Source organism: Klebsiella sp. TF21-TM (assembly GCF_019753495.1).
GTDB lineage: Bacteria > Pseudomonadota > Gammaproteobacteria > Enterobacterales > Enterobacteriaceae > Klebsiella > Klebsiella quasipneumoniae.
The window spans coordinates 1-16,141 of the sequence record NZ_JAIJYL010000035.1; the positions used below are offsets into that span (position 1 = coordinate 1).

The 16,141-nt window shown below is 43.0% G+C and carries 22 protein-coding genes and 1 pseudogene; 19 read left to right on the forward strand and 4 right to left on the reverse strand.

The annotated features are described in order from the left end of the window. Positions 1-135: 135 nt before the first annotated feature. The gene (locus K5R89_RS23570) at positions 136-798 is read right to left on the reverse strand and encodes a recombinase family protein (protein ID WP_001549893.1); all 663 of its coding nucleotides are present in this window, start codon (positions 796-798) and stop codon (positions 136-138) included. A gap of 380 nt (positions 799-1,178) precedes the next feature. Between K5R89_RS23570 and K5R89_RS23575 the strand changes: the two genes are divergently transcribed. The 4 genes from K5R89_RS23575 (at position 1,179) to K5R89_RS23590 (ending at position 3,062) form a co-directional block, all read left to right on the forward strand. Further along, positions 1,179-1,841, forward strand: a complete 663-nt coding sequence (locus K5R89_RS23575; RefSeq protein WP_000516402.1) for a division plane positioning ATPase MipZ — start codon at positions 1,179-1,181, stop codon at positions 1,839-1,841. Between the two features lie 99 nt (positions 1,842-1,940). Further along, positions 1,941-2,225, forward strand: coding sequence for a hypothetical protein (locus tag K5R89_RS23580; RefSeq protein ID WP_001185481.1), 285 nt, complete (start codon positions 1,941-1,943; stop codon positions 2,223-2,225). Positions 2,226-2,430: 205 nt separating this feature from the next. Next, positions 2,431-2,742, forward strand: a complete 312-nt coding sequence (locus K5R89_RS23585; RefSeq protein WP_000469598.1) for a hypothetical protein — start codon at positions 2,431-2,433, stop codon at positions 2,740-2,742. A 35-nt stretch (positions 2,743-2,777) separates the two neighbouring features. Beyond that, the gene (locus K5R89_RS23590) at positions 2,778-3,062 is read left to right on the forward strand and encodes a hypothetical protein (protein WP_001043731.1); all 285 of its coding nucleotides are present in this window, start codon (positions 2,778-2,780) and stop codon (positions 3,060-3,062) included. A 20-nt stretch (positions 3,063-3,082) separates the two neighbouring features. On the opposite strand, the gene ddp1 (K5R89_RS23595) is transcribed toward K5R89_RS23590, so the two are convergent. From ddp1 (K5R89_RS23595) to K5R89_RS23605, 3 genes are all read right to left on the reverse strand, one after another. Continuing rightward, positions 3,083-3,436 (reverse strand): DNA distortion polypeptide 3, encoded by a 354-nt coding sequence (ddp1, locus tag K5R89_RS23595; protein WP_000877224.1) that lies wholly within the window; start codon positions 3,434-3,436, stop codon positions 3,083-3,085. Positions 3,437-3,623: 187 nt separating this feature from the next. Continuing rightward, positions 3,624-4,067, reverse strand: a complete 444-nt coding sequence (locus K5R89_RS23600) for a hypothetical protein (RefSeq protein ID WP_001074369.1) — start codon at positions 4,065-4,067, stop codon at positions 3,624-3,626. A gap of 8 nt (positions 4,068-4,075) precedes the next feature. Next, positions 4,076-5,089 carry a replication initiation protein gene (locus tag K5R89_RS23605; protein WP_001348704.1) on the reverse strand — a complete coding sequence of 338 codons (1,014 nt, stop codon included), beginning with the start codon at positions 5,087-5,089 and terminating at the stop codon, positions 4,076-4,078. Between the two features lie 610 nt (positions 5,090-5,699). Between K5R89_RS23605 and K5R89_RS23610 the strand changes: the two are divergent. From K5R89_RS23610 to K5R89_RS23685, 15 genes and pseudogenes are all read left to right on the forward strand, one after another. Next, a pseudogene (locus K5R89_RS23610) lies at positions 5,700-5,852 on the forward strand (DNA-binding protein); the annotation flags it as partial. A gap of 589 nt (positions 5,853-6,441) precedes the next feature. Then, a complete protein-coding gene (locus K5R89_RS23615; protein ID WP_001025390.1) occupies positions 6,442-6,957 on the forward strand; it encodes a DnaJ domain-containing protein in 516 nt (171 codons plus the stop codon). Positions 6,958-7,015: 58 nt separating this feature from the next. After that, positions 7,016-7,252: a hypothetical protein gene (locus K5R89_RS23620; RefSeq protein ID WP_000792381.1), complete on the forward strand. Its 237-nt coding sequence runs from the start codon at positions 7,016-7,018 to the stop codon at positions 7,250-7,252. Between the two features lie 59 nt (positions 7,253-7,311). Further along, positions 7,312-7,863 carry a hypothetical protein gene (locus K5R89_RS23625; protein WP_129446405.1) on the forward strand — a complete coding sequence of 184 codons (552 nt, stop codon included), beginning with the start codon at positions 7,312-7,314 and terminating at the stop codon, positions 7,861-7,863. Between the two features lie 8 nt (positions 7,864-7,871). Further along, on the forward strand, positions 7,872-8,141 hold the full coding sequence (locus tag K5R89_RS23630) for a hypothetical protein (protein ID WP_001006717.1): 270 nt from the start codon (positions 7,872-7,874) through the stop codon (positions 8,139-8,141). After that, positions 8,131-8,373 (forward strand): hypothetical protein, encoded by a 243-nt coding sequence (locus tag K5R89_RS23635; RefSeq protein WP_000008707.1) that lies wholly within the window; start codon positions 8,131-8,133, stop codon positions 8,371-8,373. Before K5R89_RS23630 ends, K5R89_RS23635 begins: the two co-directional genes overlap by 11 nt. A 93-nt stretch (positions 8,374-8,466) precedes the next feature. Further along, positions 8,467-8,805, forward strand: a complete 339-nt coding sequence (locus K5R89_RS23640) for a hypothetical protein (protein WP_001099725.1) — start codon at positions 8,467-8,469, stop codon at positions 8,803-8,805. Between the two features lie 74 nt (positions 8,806-8,879). Next, the gene (locus tag K5R89_RS23645) at positions 8,880-9,044 is read left to right on the forward strand and encodes a hypothetical protein (RefSeq protein WP_000004083.1); all 165 of its coding nucleotides are present in this window, start codon (positions 8,880-8,882) and stop codon (positions 9,042-9,044) included. Next, positions 9,041-9,298, forward strand: a complete 258-nt coding sequence (locus K5R89_RS23650) for a hypothetical protein (RefSeq protein WP_004199355.1) — start codon at positions 9,041-9,043, stop codon at positions 9,296-9,298. The genes K5R89_RS23645 and K5R89_RS23650 overlap by 4 nt, the downstream gene beginning before the upstream one ends. Before the next feature lie 340 nt (positions 9,299-9,638). Beyond that, positions 9,639-10,184: a DNA distortion polypeptide 1 gene (gene ddp1, locus K5R89_RS23660; RefSeq protein WP_001348698.1), complete on the forward strand. Its 546-nt coding sequence runs from the start codon at positions 9,639-9,641 to the stop codon at positions 10,182-10,184. 2 nt (positions 10,185-10,186) lie between these two features. After that, on the forward strand, positions 10,187-11,347 hold the full coding sequence (gene mobP1, locus K5R89_RS23665; RefSeq protein ID WP_004199101.1) for a MobP1 family relaxase: 1,161 nt from the start codon (positions 10,187-10,189) through the stop codon (positions 11,345-11,347). Positions 11,348-11,699: 352 nt separating this feature from the next. Further along, positions 11,700-12,209, forward strand: coding sequence for a transcription termination/antitermination NusG family protein (locus K5R89_RS23670; protein WP_000455437.1), 510 nt, complete (start codon positions 11,700-11,702; stop codon positions 12,207-12,209). Between the two features lie 232 nt (positions 12,210-12,441). After that, positions 12,442-13,086, forward strand: coding sequence for a lytic transglycosylase domain-containing protein (locus K5R89_RS23675; RefSeq protein WP_000953538.1), 645 nt, complete (start codon positions 12,442-12,444; stop codon positions 13,084-13,086). Continuing rightward, on the forward strand, positions 13,070-13,360 hold the full coding sequence (locus K5R89_RS23680) for a TrbC/VirB2 family protein (protein ID WP_000916156.1): 291 nt from the start codon (positions 13,070-13,072) through the stop codon (positions 13,358-13,360). The genes K5R89_RS23675 and K5R89_RS23680 overlap by 17 nt, the downstream gene beginning before the upstream one ends. Positions 13,361-13,384: 24 nt before the next feature. Beyond that, positions 13,385-16,138, forward strand: coding sequence for a VirB3 family type IV secretion system protein (locus K5R89_RS23685; RefSeq protein WP_015060057.1), 2,754 nt, complete (start codon positions 13,385-13,387; stop codon positions 16,136-16,138). Positions 16,139-16,141: the final 3 nt, after the last annotated feature.

Below are 16,141 nucleotides of genomic sequence, written 5' to 3' on the forward strand. Positions count from 1 at the left end.
AACTGGGGGTGATGTTCCACTACGGAAAGCTGAATATGGCGTTCTGAGCCTTCCCACCATGATCGGGGAAGACCCATGCATATACAGTATAAAGAATCAGTTTTATTCTTCAACACACTGTTTATTATGTTGTAACTACTCCCTACCTTCAGGTTCATGGTTCATTTTGTTAACGGTCTGTTGCTTCACAGCTTTGCTGATAGTCGCCCGGCTACAACCCAGCACTTTTTGAATCTGGCTCCAGGAGCTGCCGCTCGCAATCAGCCTGTTTATGGCGTCATAGCGAGACTGATTAACCTGGCGGCCTTTATACTTCCCTTCCCTTTTCGCCCTGGCGATCCCCTGCTGCTGCCGTTCCCGGCGCTGTTCATAGTCTCGCCTGGCGACGGCGGCCAGCATATCCAGCAACATATCGTTTATGGCCGAAAACATTCGGCTGTCAAAATCATTGTGACCCGATGCGAGCCAGGTTGTCGGAACGTTGACGGCCACAACCCGGATATCTTTCTGCCGGATCATTTTCTTCAGTGTGTTCCAGTCCTCCCCTACCAGGCGTGAAAGCCTGTCCACATCCTCTACCAGCAAGATATCGTTTTGCTGACAATCTTTCAGGAGCCGGAACAACTCAGGGCGTTCAAGCTTAGAACCTGATTCATTTTCAATGTAGTAGTTACAGATGCTCAGGCCGCGCTCGATGGCGAAGGTATTTATCGTGTCCAGGGCGCGTGTTGCATCCTGTTCAGTCGTGGATGCGCGTAAGTAAGCTCTGACAAAGCCTTTCGGTACTGTTTGAGTCATTATAGGGAACCAGTTCATTTTGAGTTAACCAGACACACCCATACAGTACCCATTTCAGTTGGTTCAGGGAAGGCACACTCAAAAAGAACCAGCAAACAGACCCCAGCCCTATAGTGACAACGTCACACTAAAAATTTACAACATAAAGATGATGTAAAGACACACCAAGATTTACACCATAAAGCGCACATAAAGACACAGCAACATTTACCATGTAAAGACACCATAAAGATAAATATATCTTTATTTGTGCTTTACATGGTAAAGCCATTGCATTATAAAGACACTGTAAAGACAAAAGTATCTTTACGAAAAACACACCATGTAAAGACATTCATATCTTTACATGAGCTTTACAACATAAAGAGAGGGATTCTGAAATGGGTAAAATCTTGCTTGTCGTATCAGATAAAGGTGGGGTAGGCAAAAGCACCTACGTGGCTAACACAGGCTCAATGCTGGTCAACAAAGGTAAGTCGGTAATTATCCTGAAGACAGATAAAAACCACGATCTGTTGAGCTGGAACGAAAAGCGGACAGATAACGGCTTACTCACTATCCCGGTTCACGCAGCTTACGGAAACGTCAGCAACGAAATTAAGCGCCTTAGTAAGCTGTGTGAAGTTCTCATTGTCGATTGCCCCGGCCACGACAGCCAGGAGTTCCGTAGCGCCCTGACAGTATCAGATATCGTGGTGACACTGGTTAAGCCGTCCTCTGATTTCGAAAGCGAAACACTGACCAGTGTTACAGAGAAAATCCGCACCGCTCAGAAAGCTAACGCAGCTCTGGAACCGTGGGTGCTGTTCACCAGAATCAACTCAGCGAAACCCCGCCACAGAAAAGCGGCCATTGATCTGGATAAATTACTGCGTTCGGACAACATCTGGATTCAACCTCTGAAAACCCGGATATCCGAGCTGGATGTGTATGAAAGCGCCTGTAATGAAGGGGCAGGGGTACATGACGTTAGCCGGGCATCGAGCCTTTCAACAGCGAAAGCACAGATTGAACTTGTGGCACAGGAAATTGGCATTTTATAGAAATATCAACAATATTCATCGAAATCTTTACATTGTAAATACACCATAAAGATACTATGATATTTACAATTAATGCATACCGTACAAGGGGAAATTTTCATGGCTTTAAAACTAAACCGCCCGAACATCGATGAATCTCAGCAACCAGCAACAAACGCAGAAACCGCGCGTTTTATCTCCGGCGCTACCAGAGCGCCTGTAGCGGGTAAACCAAAGTTGATGAACTTCAGACTGCCAGCGTACTTTGAGGAGATCCTGGAAGCGGAGGCGCAGAGAACAGGCCAGAGCAAGACAACCGTTCTAAAGGCAGCGCTGGCCGCATTCGATAACCTGGACGAGAACCTGAAAAACCACTGGCTGCTTGAATCTGCAAAATTAGGGTAGCGTTATGGCTAAGAAAAAGAGATATGTTGTGATGGTTAGAGATAAACCAAATACAGCGGCAATCAGCGATTATTAGCCTGGTTAGTATGGTTCGCTAACAGGCATAATAAGGCCGTTGCCTATGACTGCGGAGAATGGATTGTCGAACCATCACATTGGTTAAGAATTGGAAATCCAAAATAGAAAGAAACCTAAGGAAAGAAAAATGTTCATATTCAGATATATTAAAACTCTTATTAATATCTACTTGTTATACATCCAACCGATATTGGGGATGTTCCTTATAGGTATAGGCTTATGGGGGTTCTATGCACCTGATGAGGGAACTTGTACTAATCTCAATATTGAGTTATGCGCTGTATCAGCTATTGATGTTCTGAAGCCTGCTATTTTTGTATTTTTAGGCATTATTACCGTTGCCGGATGGTACTTTACCGAACTTCAGCCGAAGCTAAGGGGGGAGGGCAAGTATATGAAGGTAAAAACAGGTGTAAAACCGGAAGATTTCGTTAAGTAAAAACCGAGCCTAAAGACGTTAACCGTGGGGGATTTATGAATAAATCATGGCTTGAACAACAGGTGCAAAATGAAAAATTAAAAAAAGTACAGGAAGAGAAAAAAGATGGCACTATCCAAAAAGGATTGTACAGGGTTCGTATAAAAGACAAATACAGGTGGGATTTGTGGGAAAATGATTTCAGAGTTGTTATTGCTTATTCGAAAGATGATGCAGAGCTAAAATTTACAGAAATGACAGGTTTTAATGAGCATTACTATATAGAAAGCATTGAAAAAATAGTGCTTTCAGATATAGAAAAAATCTTACTGGAAAACTGAAAAGATAGTTATCCAGAGGTTTAGTTAAATAATGGCGTCAGTTTTTCAACCAGTAGCAGATCGCTTAAACCGTCTAAAGAAACAACTTCTATACCAGAATCAACAAGTGAATCAACTCCACATACTTCACCGAAGCCGATAACCATAATCGGCTTTCGGTCTATCAAATCAAAAATCACCAAAGGCAATATTACACTGTTAATCGCTTCAAACTCCTGAAAAAACATTTCAGAGCCGTATTCGCTGGCAGGAAAAAGAATCTCACTTAATCTCAAACCATAAAAAATATGGTAGTGTTCTTTAAGGTTATCCTTTAAAATATTAACAGCCTTAGAATATTTTTCGTTAATAAACTCTTTAACCTGATATTTCATAACTCTCTCCAACAAGAACCGACTGTAGGTCACCGGGCAAACGTTGCGGAATGGCGTCAGAGACGTCATTTTGCGGCGTTTGCCCTATCCTGCATCGCAGTGAAAAGAACTCGCCTCGTGCGCTATGATTAACCGATGATAAAAGGCTGAAAGAAGCACTGCAAGCCGACTGGATAACATTGTTGCTTCACGGCTGATCATCATTGGTTGCCTCAGTGCTAGTGTGCTTTGCATCAGGAACCAGAAGACGATACCACGGCATTTTTTTGTTAAGCAGCTCCATCAGGGGAGTGGCAAACAAACTCAATCCCCACAGCGTTACGATTACTGGAATCGTGAAATTTTGCGGCGTCCAGAACTGGCGCTCAAGGTGGAACCATGTAACAACACAGAGCATTCCACCAATCCAGAAAATAGCTTTACTGAAAGCCCCCAGGACTGCCAGAGAAATAACAGAGACTAAATGCAGTGCGCCAGCCGTAGCAAGACGTAGATAAAACCAGAACCATTTAGCGTGCCGGATAACCGGGTTACCGTTCGTTTCTCGCAATCGTTTTTTACGTTCCCGGATGATTTCTTTTTTCAGCTTACTTCGTTCGGCTCCCTGCGGAAACTCATATATTTTAGCCATGTTTTGCCTCACTTATTCTTTTTTGGTGGAACGACTTTGTCAAACTCCTCTAAAAATGCCATATCATCTTCCGAAAAGGATGAGGATTTTTCATTTATACTAAACTCAAATCTAAGCATGTGAGCCATTCTCCCTTTTTTCCCAACAACAGAGAAAGATAACTGATTTATTTCCGTTTTCTCAATTATCTCATTAATGCTTTTATTGATAACATCACGAACAAAAAATGAGTATTTAGGATACTTATATTTCTTCTCCCCTTCCTCAATAGTATAAAGTCCCATTTCCTCTTTTAAATCATCCACGGATATATCAAAAGATTTTTTTGAACTATTCTGACTGTAATATTTCCTAATGACTTGATAAAGGTTTGTTGAGTTTACACTGTTCAACAACACAACTGATTTCAATACCTGAGTGGTATATCTATTTTCAGAACCAATCAACTTAGAAAAATATCGCTTAGCTGTATTTGTGAATTTTATCCGTACAGTTGCAAGATGATCGTAATAGGCACAGAATTCTGTTAAGTTTAAATCCAAGCGATCAGGTATTTTATTCTTAGATGATAGTATCCCAAGTTCATCAGCCAAATTTTTTAAATCATCTCTGTTTAAAACTAACGTAGTTGAAGAAAGAACTTTAGCTCCCTCTTTCAGAGCTGCATAAGAGGCATATTTATCTAAAGAAGTAGCTTTTGAAAAAAAGTCAGCATCAACCTCCAAAATATCATCATCTAACATTTCCTTTGTATCAATCTGGCAAAGAGCCAGAAAAAGCACTCTTTTTGCTGAAAGGGAAAGGGATGCAAGAGTTACCCCAACTTCATTTCTATGTCTAACTTTCGTTAATCCCGTTACTGTCTTCACGATAAGCCTCATATAACCTTTCCTATGTAGGCAAATCATAACCCCACAAAGGTTGTAATTCAAGACAACAATACAACCTTTAATTAAAAAACCTCTCACCTTTAGATATGAAGATCTGAGGATCTTCATATCTAAAGATAGCAACAACCGCATGTTTCACTTGATGTTCAGTCAAACTGTGGAAACCGTTAAAAATCTTCTCACCTTACGTGAAAAATCCTCTCATCTTTAGTGAAAAATCTAACTACCTTAACTTAAAAATCTTCTCACCTTACGTGAAAAATCCTCTCACCTTACGTGAAAAATCCTCTCACCTTTAGCAATTTTTTTCCATAATTTTCAGGTAATTGAAGCGAGCTAAGTTTTTAAGTTTTTAAGATCAAGAAGAAAATATAAGGCTTTTAATGCACAGCGTCTGTGGATAACTCAGCATAAATCCAGAGGATAGATCCGTCTGGCCTCCCTGAGCACTGCACCACCAAAAATTGAGCAAATATTAACCTTAGCGCGTAAGTGCTCTATTGAAACCCCGTGGAAATTCCGCTTCCTCGCTCACTCTCGGGCTTCGCCCTGTCGTTCGGCTGCGGCGAGCGGTGTAATCTCTCTAAAAGATCCAGACGGGATCCTTTTCCGATCCAATTCTTAAATGCTCTCAAAAGCCCTCAGAGGCGTTTTAACCGCTTTAACCCGGTCATGGTTCAACGGAGCGGGTAAAATGCGCTTAGAACGTCATACAGCTCGTTTTTAACCTGATCCCTAATCAGGGGGTATAACAGAGGCGGCCAAAAAATCCGGCCTTGCTCGTCAGAGTATCTACCGCGCATTATCCCCGAACGGAAACCCGACCATCACAACACTTGCACAGCTTGCAGCAGTAGCCGGGTTACAGTTCACTCTCAGTAAGCCCAACCACTAACCTTTCAGACAAGCCCCTCATACCGGGGGGATTATTTCTTACGCCAGCAAAATTTCACGACCGGCGAGGATGGCCAAGTGTTTTTTGCTGGCAATTTTCGTGCAGCAGCTGGCGCCCGGATTCATTTTTTGCTGTCAGGCATCAATCGGTTTCAGCAACCCGCCCCGTAATTCGCTGCTAACGCATCTCATAACGCGCAGATACAGCGCCCCGCGCCAGTGTTTCACACTGACCCGGCGTACCGTTCGCAAGCTCACGCGCTAACTGCGACAGGCTAAACATCGTCTGATAGTCAGAAATTGGCCTGGCAGGGGTGAGGGGGGTTATCGCTCTCATTCGGGCTTGTTGGTTCGCCAGTCCTGGCGAACGTCTCCGGCGCGATGTTACGACAGCGCATTATGTAACTACAGTTCGCGCCTCTTTCGGAAATCCCTTCATGCGCGGTAAAGCAATATACATCTTTATGTAATCTTTACAATGTAAAGCATTAAAAATGATTCCATAACCATCATTTGATGGTATAATGAATTTGTTGGTTGGGAATGGTTCCCTGCCAGATTCCAGAAGCCCACACGGGCGGGAGCGAAAAATGAATATTCAGGAAGCATTAAACGTTTTTGGTTTATCCGGTGATCTGACTGAAAAGGACATCAAGGCGGCATACAAAAAAGCGGCTTTAAAATATCATCCAGACCGCAATCCATTGGGTGCCGAGCTGATGAAAGCAGTAAATGCTGCGTTTGATTTTCTCATGGCTAACATTGATAAAATCAATCAGTTTCAAAGCACTGATGAAAACGCACGTTACAACTACGGTGAAGATCTGGAAAAAGTTCTGAATACGCTTTCCGGCCTTACAGGGATTGTCTATGAAGTTATTGGTAATTGGGTCTGGATTAGCGGAGAAACTAAAGAACACAAAGACATTTTAAAGGAAATGGGCTGTAAGTGGGCATCTAAGAAAAAACAATGGTTTTACCGTCCTGAAGAACACAAAAGCCGCTGGAACCGTAAAGAACACAGCATTGAAGAAATTCGTGAAATGTATGGTACAGCGGGTAAACGTAAGGCGTCAGGCTGGACACGTGTAGAAGCAAGCGCATAACCGGAATGGGGGCGAAAGCCCCCTAGAACATGGCAAAGATTGATTCGGAGACACGTTGATGAAAAACAAGACCATAACGGAAGCGGAGCTGATAAACATTTTTGAAAGTTACGGAGCCTACATTTGCCCGGATGAGATCGAAGTTACAGCCAAAGAATGCAATGAAAATGGTTCAGTCTTGCACCGTGGCTTAAACGCAGAAGGATGGGCGCATCTTTTTGCGAAGGAAGAAGCATATCAGCAGGAATGCGAAGCCCAGGAAGCTGCAAGTGATGATGGACACTTTGATGAATAGTCTTAAAACTGCCGTAATTCGATTTACGGCTTTTTTATTGAGTTCAAAAGGCTGAATCGATGAAAGAACAGAAAAATTTCTTTGAACAGTATAAACCGGTGTTTGAAATCGTTTGTCGAATCCTGGGGAACGGCTGGCGTGTAAATCTGCTCGATGATTGCCAGTACAGGATTAAGCTAACCTCACCTGATTTTAAAAATTACTCTATACATATTCGAATGGAGAAAGGAAGGTTAGTTATCATTGGAAGCGTAGATAGTCGCAGCTGGAGAAGTCCTTACCATACTTGCACAGTATCGCCAGAGCGTAACCCTGTAGAAATCGCCGCCGATATTGAAAAGAAAATCCTGTCGGATGCTTTAGATAATGTAGATATGGCGCGAGAGTATGAACAACAGTTACAGCAAAAACGCGAGAAAAAACTGATCCTGAAAGGAATGCTATCTCGTTTAGTGCATCTTGAAAGCTGGCATGGGACATTGACCGGGTTTAAAGTTGAGAATGGGTTAGATGGTAACGTATCAGAACGGGGCGACGGATATGAAATGGTAATTCGTGGCCTGAGTGTAGATCAGCTCATAAAGGTAGCGGGGTTTATTAAACAGCTATGAGGCAAAAAATGAATGAAGTCCTGAGCGACAGGAAAAACAAAGGTAATGTAACATACAGGATTGTTGTGTCTGAAGATGCAACACGTTTGTTTATTGAACTTGAAAAACTGATGAAGGTACGCTCTAAAGAAGCGGATAAAAAAACAACTAAAAAGATTGTTTTCCAAAAATCATTTTATTACGAAGAATTCTCGAACGTTAAAGATGAAATTGATGATCCAATTTTATTGAAATTCTATACAGATACTATTGTGAAGGTACAAAATCATGAGTTTTAAGCCAACACCTGAAGAGGTGAAACAAGCACGTATTAAAGCTGGCTTTACGCAGCAGGAAGCCGCTGAACGGTTTGGTTTTACGTTATCAGCCTGGCAAGCCAAAGAAACATCCGGTAAAACGTCTCGTGGTTTAGCCGCTGGTACGTATGAATTACTTTTGCTCCTGGCTGATGAACATCCAGATTACCAGCTCGTTAAGAGAGAAAAAAATCAGGATAAAGTGACTAAATAAATTGCATTACCATCATATGATGGTATAATTTATTTGTAGGTCGGGAATAGTTCCTTACCATGATCCAGTAGCCCAAACGGGCGGGAGACTAAAATGAACACGTATGTTATCACTTTCCAGGCTTTAAACACTAAGAAAGAAAAAATCACCTGCTCTGCTTTTGTCCATTCAGAAACTCTCTTCCTTGCCGTTCATTCTTTCGAAGATAAAAATCGCGGTCGTGGTTATGTTATCACGTCTGTTAGTGAATTGTTGTCCGAGGAACTGACGGCGAAAAATTCCCTCAAGAAAAATATTAACTTTTGGTTTAATGAGTGTGGTTTAAGTAAATCTGAGGTTATAAACGAAGTAATTAACTGGAAGAATTTCGCATATACCCTTAAAGAACTGGAGGAAGCCAAAAATGAAGCGATAAGAGAACTGCGGAGTTAATCAATTAGGGGTGGTATCAGGTTGTGGAGGCAACCTGATACCGTGACACTCAATTCCCTCGCGAGGAATATAAAATGTCGGAACGCATGTTATCAGCAATACAGACTGTTGAAAAGGGTGGGCGTCCGGTTTTTCCCTTGATGCCATTCTCTGCTTTTCCTGAGTACATGGCATTACTCAGAAAAGCCCTGGAAAAGAAAGAAACAAAAGCACTGATAGAAAAACAGGAGGTGCTATGAAAAAACAGGAGTTTTTAGATTTTATCAGTGCAGAACAGAGGCGGGGAGCTGTCCGGTTTTCGCTGGGATTTAACAGCAAAGGGGAAATTGTATTGCACTGGACTAACGAGGCCGGGTTAAGAGTCTGGAGTATACTAAGCGGTAACAGGGGAAAAAGTCCCAGCCGGGCAAACCGGGAAAGAATGAGTAACCTCCGCCGCTGGCTCCATGATGCCCGGCAGGGCATGGAAGGCGACACACCAGAGGCAGAATAAAATTCCCGTTCCTGAATCGCCGAAGCCCTCCCGTTTACGGGAGGTGCTTTTTTTGTATATTCCGTAAAACAGCGCTCGCGCCCCCTGCCAGGCCATTCGCGTAGCGAATTTATTTCCGCCCAAGTTAGCCGCGAATCCGTTGTCTCCGGTCGCAGACGCACCAGATCACAGCCACGATAGCCTTTCATTTTTTGCATTTCGATGGACGCTGAAGCACAATTTATGTGTGGAGGTAGTTCACTGCGATGCAGGATAGGGCAAACGCCGCAAAATGACGTCTCTGACGCCATTCCGCAACGTTTGCCCGGTGACCTACAGTCGGTTCTTGTTGGAGAGTTTTATGAAAAAAGTTCAATTCAGGATTGAAGAAAGCCAACATGATGATCTACTTGATTGTCTTAAAACACTTTATCCAGATGAACCGGGTTTAACCGTGGCAAAAGGAATGAAGCTGCTTGCCAATGCTTTACTGAAAAGCAAGGTTAAAAATGAAGATGTTAATGTGTCAAAAGACAATGATGATTTTATCAAAACCACAATGTATTTGACAGGGAAACAAAGAACTTTAATAGAGAAAGCGGCTCATCGTCATGGCTGGAATTTATCCAGAGAATGTCGTTATCGAATCCAGACGACACTTGAAAATGAACTTGATTTTTTCGATCAGGAACTTCTGGTGATGAATCGTTGCCGTAATGCAATAGATAAAATAGGGCGAAACTTTCATTATATTATCGTTAATGATAATGCCAGAGTACTTGATAAAGATGGGTTCTATCAGGACGCTGAGCGGTTGAGTTCAGAGATAATGAGTCTCAAAAGTGAGTTTGAAAACTACATTATGTTATGCAAAGGGCGAACTGTTTCTAACAAGGTTGAGGTGTAATCATGGGCGTTTATGTTGACAAGGAATTCAGGGTTAAGCGTAAGTCCTCTGAAGCTGGCCGCAAGTCTGCTTTCGCCCATAAAGTTAAAAATGGTGGTAAAAACTATCAACGCAACGTTCAGGAACGTATCAACCGCAAGGGTGCCAGTAAGGAGGTTGTTGTCAAAATCTCAGGAGGTGCGATTACCCGGCAGGGAGTTCGAAACAGTATTGACTATATGAGCCGGGAGTCAGAGCTGCCAGTGATGAGTGAAAGCGGTCAGGTATGGAAAGGTGATGAGATTCAGGAGGCTAAAGAGCACATGATAGATCGTGCTAATGACCCTCAAAATGTTTTCGATGATAAAGGTAAGGAAAATAAAAAAGTAACCCAAAATATTGTGTTTTCACCGCCTGTATCAGCAAAGGTAAAACCTGAAGATCTGCTTGAGTCTGTCAGGAAAACGATGAACAAGAAGTACCCAAATCATCGTTTTGTGCTTGGCTATCATAACGACAAAAAAGAACATCCACACGTGCATGTCGTTTTTCGTATTCGTGATAATGACGGTAAACGAGCTGATATCAGGAAAAAAGATTTACGGGAAATTCGTACAGGTTTTTGTGAAGAGCTGAAGATGAAGGGCTATGACGTTAAAGCCACTCATAAGCAGCAGCATGGACTTAACCAGTCTATTAAAGATGCGCACAAAACAGCGCCAAAACGACAGAAGGGCGTTTATGAGGTTGTTGATGTTGGCTACGACCATTATCAGAACGATAAAACCAAACCAAAGCAGCATTTCATAAAGCTTAAGACACTGAACAAGGGCGTGGAGAAAACATATTGGGGGGCTGATTTTGGTGAGTTAACCACTCGCGAGAACGTTAAGAAAGGTGATCTTGTTAAGCTGAAGAAGTTAGGACAAAAGGAGGTGAAAATCCCTGCACTTGATAAGAACGGTGTACAGCATGGCTGGAAGACTGCACACAGGAATGAGTGGCAGCTAGAGAACCTGGGGGTTAAGGGCATAGACAGAATCTCTTCATCCAGTAAAGAGCTGGTGCTGAACAGCGCGGAGATGATTAAGAAACAGCAACTCCAGATGAGAAATTTCTCGCAAATAAAACAGTCGATGATTCAAAGCGAACAGAAAGTGAAAATCGGAATTCGTTTAGGATAATTCATACTCTCCGGTAACTTATTGATTAAGATCGATTTATTTATCTTGTTAGCAGAGTTTTTGTAAAAAGTAACTAGCGGTAAAAAATTTAGTTAACTTGACTATAAAATAAGCGCATGGTGATCAATCGATCTGCTTTTTTGTTATCAAATAGCATATGTATCTAGATATAAATAAAATACAAGCACAAACAAAATGAAATGTGTCGTAAATGCGATCTAAAGATCTGCTTGTGTGGTTGAACGCAGCACATGTAGCTGATAAAGTTTTTATGAGATGTAAATTTGTCCTTTTGTTTTTTTTCTCTGATTCGGGGTCATCCGAGTCGAGAGAGCGCCTGAAAGGAAAAACTATGGAATGGTATGTTTTGCAATTCACCACTACGAGATTTGCAGCAGTTTTTGCTCATCTCGAACGCCTGAACTTCTCTTACTTCTGTCCTATGGAGACTGAAAGGTATCGTCGCCCGGATAAGATAATTTCATATCGAGAAAGACGTTTGCCGCTTTTTCCCGGTTATCTTTTTATCCAGGCAGATTTTGAAGAGGTTCATTCCACTACAATAACTGCTATCCCTTACGTACAACGCTTTATCTCATTTGGCGGTGAGCCTTTACCTGTACCAGAAGATGTGATGGCGGAGCTTTTGTACAGACAATCACATACAACAGCTCAGGCAAATCTTTTAAGGAAATCAATTCCACACGATTTTGCTGAAATTCTACTCATGGATAATCCGCAGCAAAGAAGTATGGCTTTCATCCACTACATCACAGAGAGAAGCTTAACCCACAAAATGAAACGGAAGAAAAATGACTGCTACCCGAAAAAAAACCGCAACGAGACGCAAGCCCCAACGTAATACACTCTACCTGCCCTCAGCTTCTCGTGAGGAACTGGATAAAATTGCTCTGGAGATTGGCTATCGCAGGGGGCGACGTATTTCAAGCTCTGGTGTTGTCCAGTACCTCATAAAAAAATATTCCAGCCAGGCTATTGAGGAGCTGATAAACGAAGACGATGAAGACGATGACGACTTCGATGACTAACCATTCAGTCTAAACTTTCCGCGCTGTTCTGGCCGGGAGAAAATCATGTTATCTACTACTGCTTTTGCGGCGCTTGCTTTGCAATGCGCGGCCAGCGTTCATCCCGATACTGCGCATGAAGTTGCAAGGGTTGAATCTGGTTTTAACCCATATGCTATTGCCGAGATAATACCGAAGGTTGAACGTAAGCCCGGTGACAAAGGCGTAGTGTCCTACTTTCCCAAAACTAAGGAGGCTGCACTCCAGATCGTAAATCAAATTGAATCACGAAATCATCGTTACTCAGTCGGTCTTATGCAAATAACGAGTACGAATTTTGCAAACTTCAATACAACCGCTGAGAAAATGTTTGACCCCTGCGAAAATCTCAAGGTTTCAGAGCAAATTTTGGTGGATTGTTATAAACGTGGTGGCGATATTTTACGTGGCCTGAGTTGCTATTATTCCGGCAATCCAGAAACAGGAACTAAACCTGAATCAGATTTTAATAACACCAGTTATATACAGCGCATAGGGTTTAATCCGCCTGATAACAAAAAAAACTGGGTGGTTCCTTCAGTTAAAGATGCAATCAGAAAGGAGAATGTAACACAGAGTATCAAACCTAAAGAAGTTACCGTATATCCCCAATATGCCATGCGTGGCACTGTTTTAGATGAAAAGGAAACAAACGATGTTAAAACTCAATAAACGTTATTTAACTCTTTCTGTATTTATGGCTGCATTGATGCTTTGTGTAGCAGAACCCGCCTTTGCTGATGATGTATCCACTAAAACAACTGGCTTCTTGCAGAAGATTATCGATTTTCTGACGGATATCCGTAAGCCAGCAATCACCATCATTGCGCTGGTAATTGGTTATATCGCTATCTTCTCACGCCAGCATGCAGCGTGGATTACGCCTTTAATTATCGGGATTATCATCTTTATTGTTGCGCCATATCTGCCTGACTGGTTAGCGTAATATGTAATAAAAGGGGGCGTAAAAATGAGTACCGTTTTTAAAGGGCTGACACGCCCCGCTTTGATTAGGGGGCTGGGCGTTCCGCTCTACCCCTTTCTTGGAATGTGCGTTATCTGCGTTTTGCTTGGTGTCTGGATTCATGAGGCTATGTATGCCCTCATCCTCCCTGGCTGGTATGCCATCAAGCGAGTTACGAAGATAGATGAACGCTTTTTTGACCTGCTTTATCTGCGAATGCAAATCAAAGGTAATCCTCTGGCAAACAAGCGCTTCAATGCCGTCCATTATGCGGGGAGTTCGTACGACGCAGTCGATATATCGAAAGTGGACAATTTTATGAAGCTTAAAGACCAGTCTTCTCTTGAAGAGTTAATCCCGTATTCATCACACATCACTGATAACCTCATTGTTACCAGAAACCATGATCTACTGGCGACCTGGCAGATTGACGGAGCTTATTTTGAATGTGTAGATGAAGCGGATCTAGCCTTGCTTACTGACCAGCTCAATACGCTGATACGTAGTTTTGATGGGAAACCCGTTACCTTTTATACGCATCGTATTCGGGTTAGAAAAGAAGTGCGACCTGTATTTGACAGCAAGATCCCATTCGTCAACAGAGTGATGAACGATTATTACGAATCGCTTTCGGCGGCTGAGTATTTTGAAAACAAATTATACTTAACCGTATGCTATAAACCGTTCAGCGCTGAAGATAAAGTGACGCATTTTCTTTCAAGGAAAAAGGGTAATAAAAATATCTTCGAAGAACCCATTAATGATATGAATGAAATATGTGGCAGATTGAGCACCTATCTCTCCCGGTTTCATTCCCGTCGTCTTGGGTTATATGAAGAAAATAATATAGTTTATTCAGAACAGCTTACGCTGTTCCAGAAACTGCTATCCGGGCGCTGGCAGAAAGTCAGAGTCACCAATAGTCCGTTTTATACATACCTGGGTGGTAAAGACCTGTTCTTTGGTAACGATGCTGGACAAATCACTGCCTCTGACCATGCCCGGTACTTTCGTTGCATCGAGATCAAGGACTACTTTCAGGAAACGGATGCCGGAATTTTTGATGCACTGATGTATCTCCCGGTTGAGTATGTACAGACTTCCTCTTTAACTCCGATAGACAAGCAGTCTGCAATCAAGGCGCTGGATGATCAGATCGACAAACTCGAAATGACCGATGATGCCGCTAAATCCTTGCTCGCTGATTTGAAAGTTGGTCTCGATATGGTCTCCAGCGGCTATATTTCTTTCGGGAAAAGTCACCAGACACTGATTGTTTACGCAGATTCGCCGGAGCGTCTGGTGAAGGACACCAATATTGTAACGACGACCCTGGAGGATTTAGGGCTGATCGTAACCTATTCAACCTTGAGTCTTGGCGCAGCGTATTTTGCTCAGTTACCTGGTAACTACACGTTACGGCCACGCCTGAGTTCTATCAGCAGTCTGAACTTTGCCGAAATGGAAAGCTTCCATAATTTCTTTACGGGCAAGGAGAAAGGAAATACCTGGGGTAACAACCTTATCACCCTGGGCGGCTCAGGAAATGATATTTATAACCTGAACTATCACATGACTACCGAGCATCAAAATTACTTCGGTAAAAACCCCACGCTGGGGCATACCGAAATTCTTGGTACGTCAAACGTGGGTAAAACGGTAGTGATGATGACTAAGGCTTTCGCCGCCCAGCAGTTCGGAACGCCGGAGTCTTTTCCACCTGAGAGGAAATTAAAGAAGTTAACTACAGTATTTTTCGACAAAGATCGGGCAGCGGAACCCGGTATACGTTCAATGGGAGGTGCTTACTTTCGGGTGAAAGAAGGAGAGCCGACTGGCTGGAACCCTGCGGCTTTGCCACCAACCAAACGAAATATTTCCTTTATGAAAGACCTGGTGAGGCTACTTTGTACGCTTAACAGTGAGCCGCTTGATGATTACCAGAACCGCCTGATTTCTGATGCCGTTGAGCGCCTGATGCAGAGGTCAAACCGCTCTTATCCGATCAGTAAGTTGCGACCACTCATTCTGGAGCCTGATGATACTGAAACCCGGCGGCATGGGCTTAAAGCACGCCTGAATGCCTGGGTGCAGGGAGGGGAATTTGGCTGGGTGTTTGATAACCCGGACGATACGTTTGATGTGGACAACCTGGACGTTTTCGGTATAGACGGAACGGAGTTTCTGGATAACAAAGTACTTTCCAGCGCCGCTTCATTCTATCTCATCTACCGTGTCACCATGCTGGCTGATGGCCGCCGACTCCTTATCTACATGGATGAGTTCTGGCAATGGATTAACAACGAAGCGTTCAGAGATTTTGTTTATAACAAACTCAAAACCGCGCGTAAGCTGGATATGGTGCTTGTCGTAGCGACACAATCGCCGGATGAACTAATTAAATCACCTATCGCGGCTGCCGTTCGTGAGCAGTGCGCAACACATATTTATCTGGCGAACCCCAAAGCGAAACGTAGTGAGTACGTAGACGAGTTGGAAGTGAGAGAACTTTATTTTGACAAAATTAAAGCCATTGACCCGTTATCTCGTCAGTTCCTGGTCGTCAAAAACCCACAGAGGAAGGGGGAAAGTGATGATTTTGCGGCTTTCGCAAGACTGGATTTGGGAAAAGCGGCGTATTACCTACCGGTTCTCAGCGCATCGAAACCCCAGCTTGAACTGTTCGATGAAATCTGGAAAGAGGGTATGAAGCCGGAAGAGTGGCTTGATACCTATCTGGAACGTGCAAACCTGATTTAAGGA

Bases quoted from the DNA above. Each gene is read 5' to 3' on its own strand.
- K5R89_RS23630 (WP_001006717.1), top strand. From the start codon at position 7,872: ATGAATGAAGTCCTGAGCGACAGGAAAAACAAAGGTAATGTAACATAC.
- K5R89_RS23680 (WP_000916156.1), top strand. From the start codon at position 13,070: ATGTTAAAACTCAATAAACGTTATTTAACTCTTTCTGTATTTATGGCT.
- K5R89_RS23605 (WP_001348704.1), bottom strand. From the start codon at position 5,089: ATGCGGTTGTTGCTATCTTTAGATATGAAGATCCTCAGATCTTCATAT.
- K5R89_RS23645 (WP_000004083.1), top strand. From the start codon at position 8,880: ATGTCGGAACGCATGTTATCAGCAATACAGACTGTTGAAAAGGGTGGG.
- ddp1 (WP_000877224.1), bottom strand. From the start codon at position 3,436: ATGAAATATCAGGTTAAAGAGTTTATTAACGAAAAATATTCTAAGGCT.
- K5R89_RS23675 (WP_000953538.1), top strand. From the start codon at position 12,442: ATGTTATCTACTACTGCTTTTGCGGCGCTTGCTTTGCAATGCGCGGCC.
- K5R89_RS23570 (WP_001549893.1), bottom strand. From the start codon at position 798: ATGACTCAAACAGTACCGAAAGGCTTTGTCAGAGCTTACTTACGCGCA.
- mobP1 (WP_004199101.1), top strand. From the start codon at position 10,187: ATGGGCGTTTATGTTGACAAGGAATTCAGGGTTAAGCGTAAGTCCTCT.
- K5R89_RS23575 (WP_000516402.1), top strand. From the start codon at position 1,179: ATGGGTAAAATCTTGCTTGTCGTATCAGATAAAGGTGGGGTAGGCAAA.
- K5R89_RS23650 (WP_004199355.1), top strand. From the start codon at position 9,041: ATGAAAAAACAGGAGTTTTTAGATTTTATCAGTGCAGAACAGAGGCGG.
- K5R89_RS23600 (WP_001074369.1), bottom strand. From the start codon at position 4,067: ATGGCTAAAATATATGAGTTTCCGCAGGGAGCCGAACGAAGTAAGCTG.
- K5R89_RS23625 (WP_129446405.1), top strand. From the start codon at position 7,312: ATGAAAGAACAGAAAAATTTCTTTGAACAGTATAAACCGGTGTTTGAA.
- K5R89_RS23585 (WP_000469598.1), top strand. From the start codon at position 2,431: ATGTTCATATTCAGATATATTAAAACTCTTATTAATATCTACTTGTTA.
- K5R89_RS23580 (WP_001185481.1), top strand. From the start codon at position 1,941: ATGGCTTTAAAACTAAACCGCCCGAACATCGATGAATCTCAGCAACCA.
- K5R89_RS23620 (WP_000792381.1), top strand. From the start codon at position 7,016: ATGAAAAACAAGACCATAACGGAAGCGGAGCTGATAAACATTTTTGAA.
- ddp1 (WP_001348698.1), top strand. From the start codon at position 9,639: ATGAAAAAAGTTCAATTCAGGATTGAAGAAAGCCAACATGATGATCTA.
- K5R89_RS23640 (WP_001099725.1), top strand. From the start codon at position 8,467: ATGAACACGTATGTTATCACTTTCCAGGCTTTAAACACTAAGAAAGAA.
- K5R89_RS23615 (WP_001025390.1), top strand. From the start codon at position 6,442: ATGAATATTCAGGAAGCATTAAACGTTTTTGGTTTATCCGGTGATCTG.
- K5R89_RS23670 (WP_000455437.1), top strand. From the start codon at position 11,700: ATGGAATGGTATGTTTTGCAATTCACCACTACGAGATTTGCAGCAGTT.
- K5R89_RS23685 (WP_015060057.1), top strand. From the start codon at position 13,385: ATGAGTACCGTTTTTAAAGGGCTGACACGCCCCGCTTTGATTAGGGGG.
- K5R89_RS23590 (WP_001043731.1), top strand. From the start codon at position 2,778: ATGAATAAATCATGGCTTGAACAACAGGTGCAAAATGAAAAATTAAAA.
- K5R89_RS23635 (WP_000008707.1), top strand. From the start codon at position 8,131: ATGAGTTTTAAGCCAACACCTGAAGAGGTGAAACAAGCACGTATTAAA.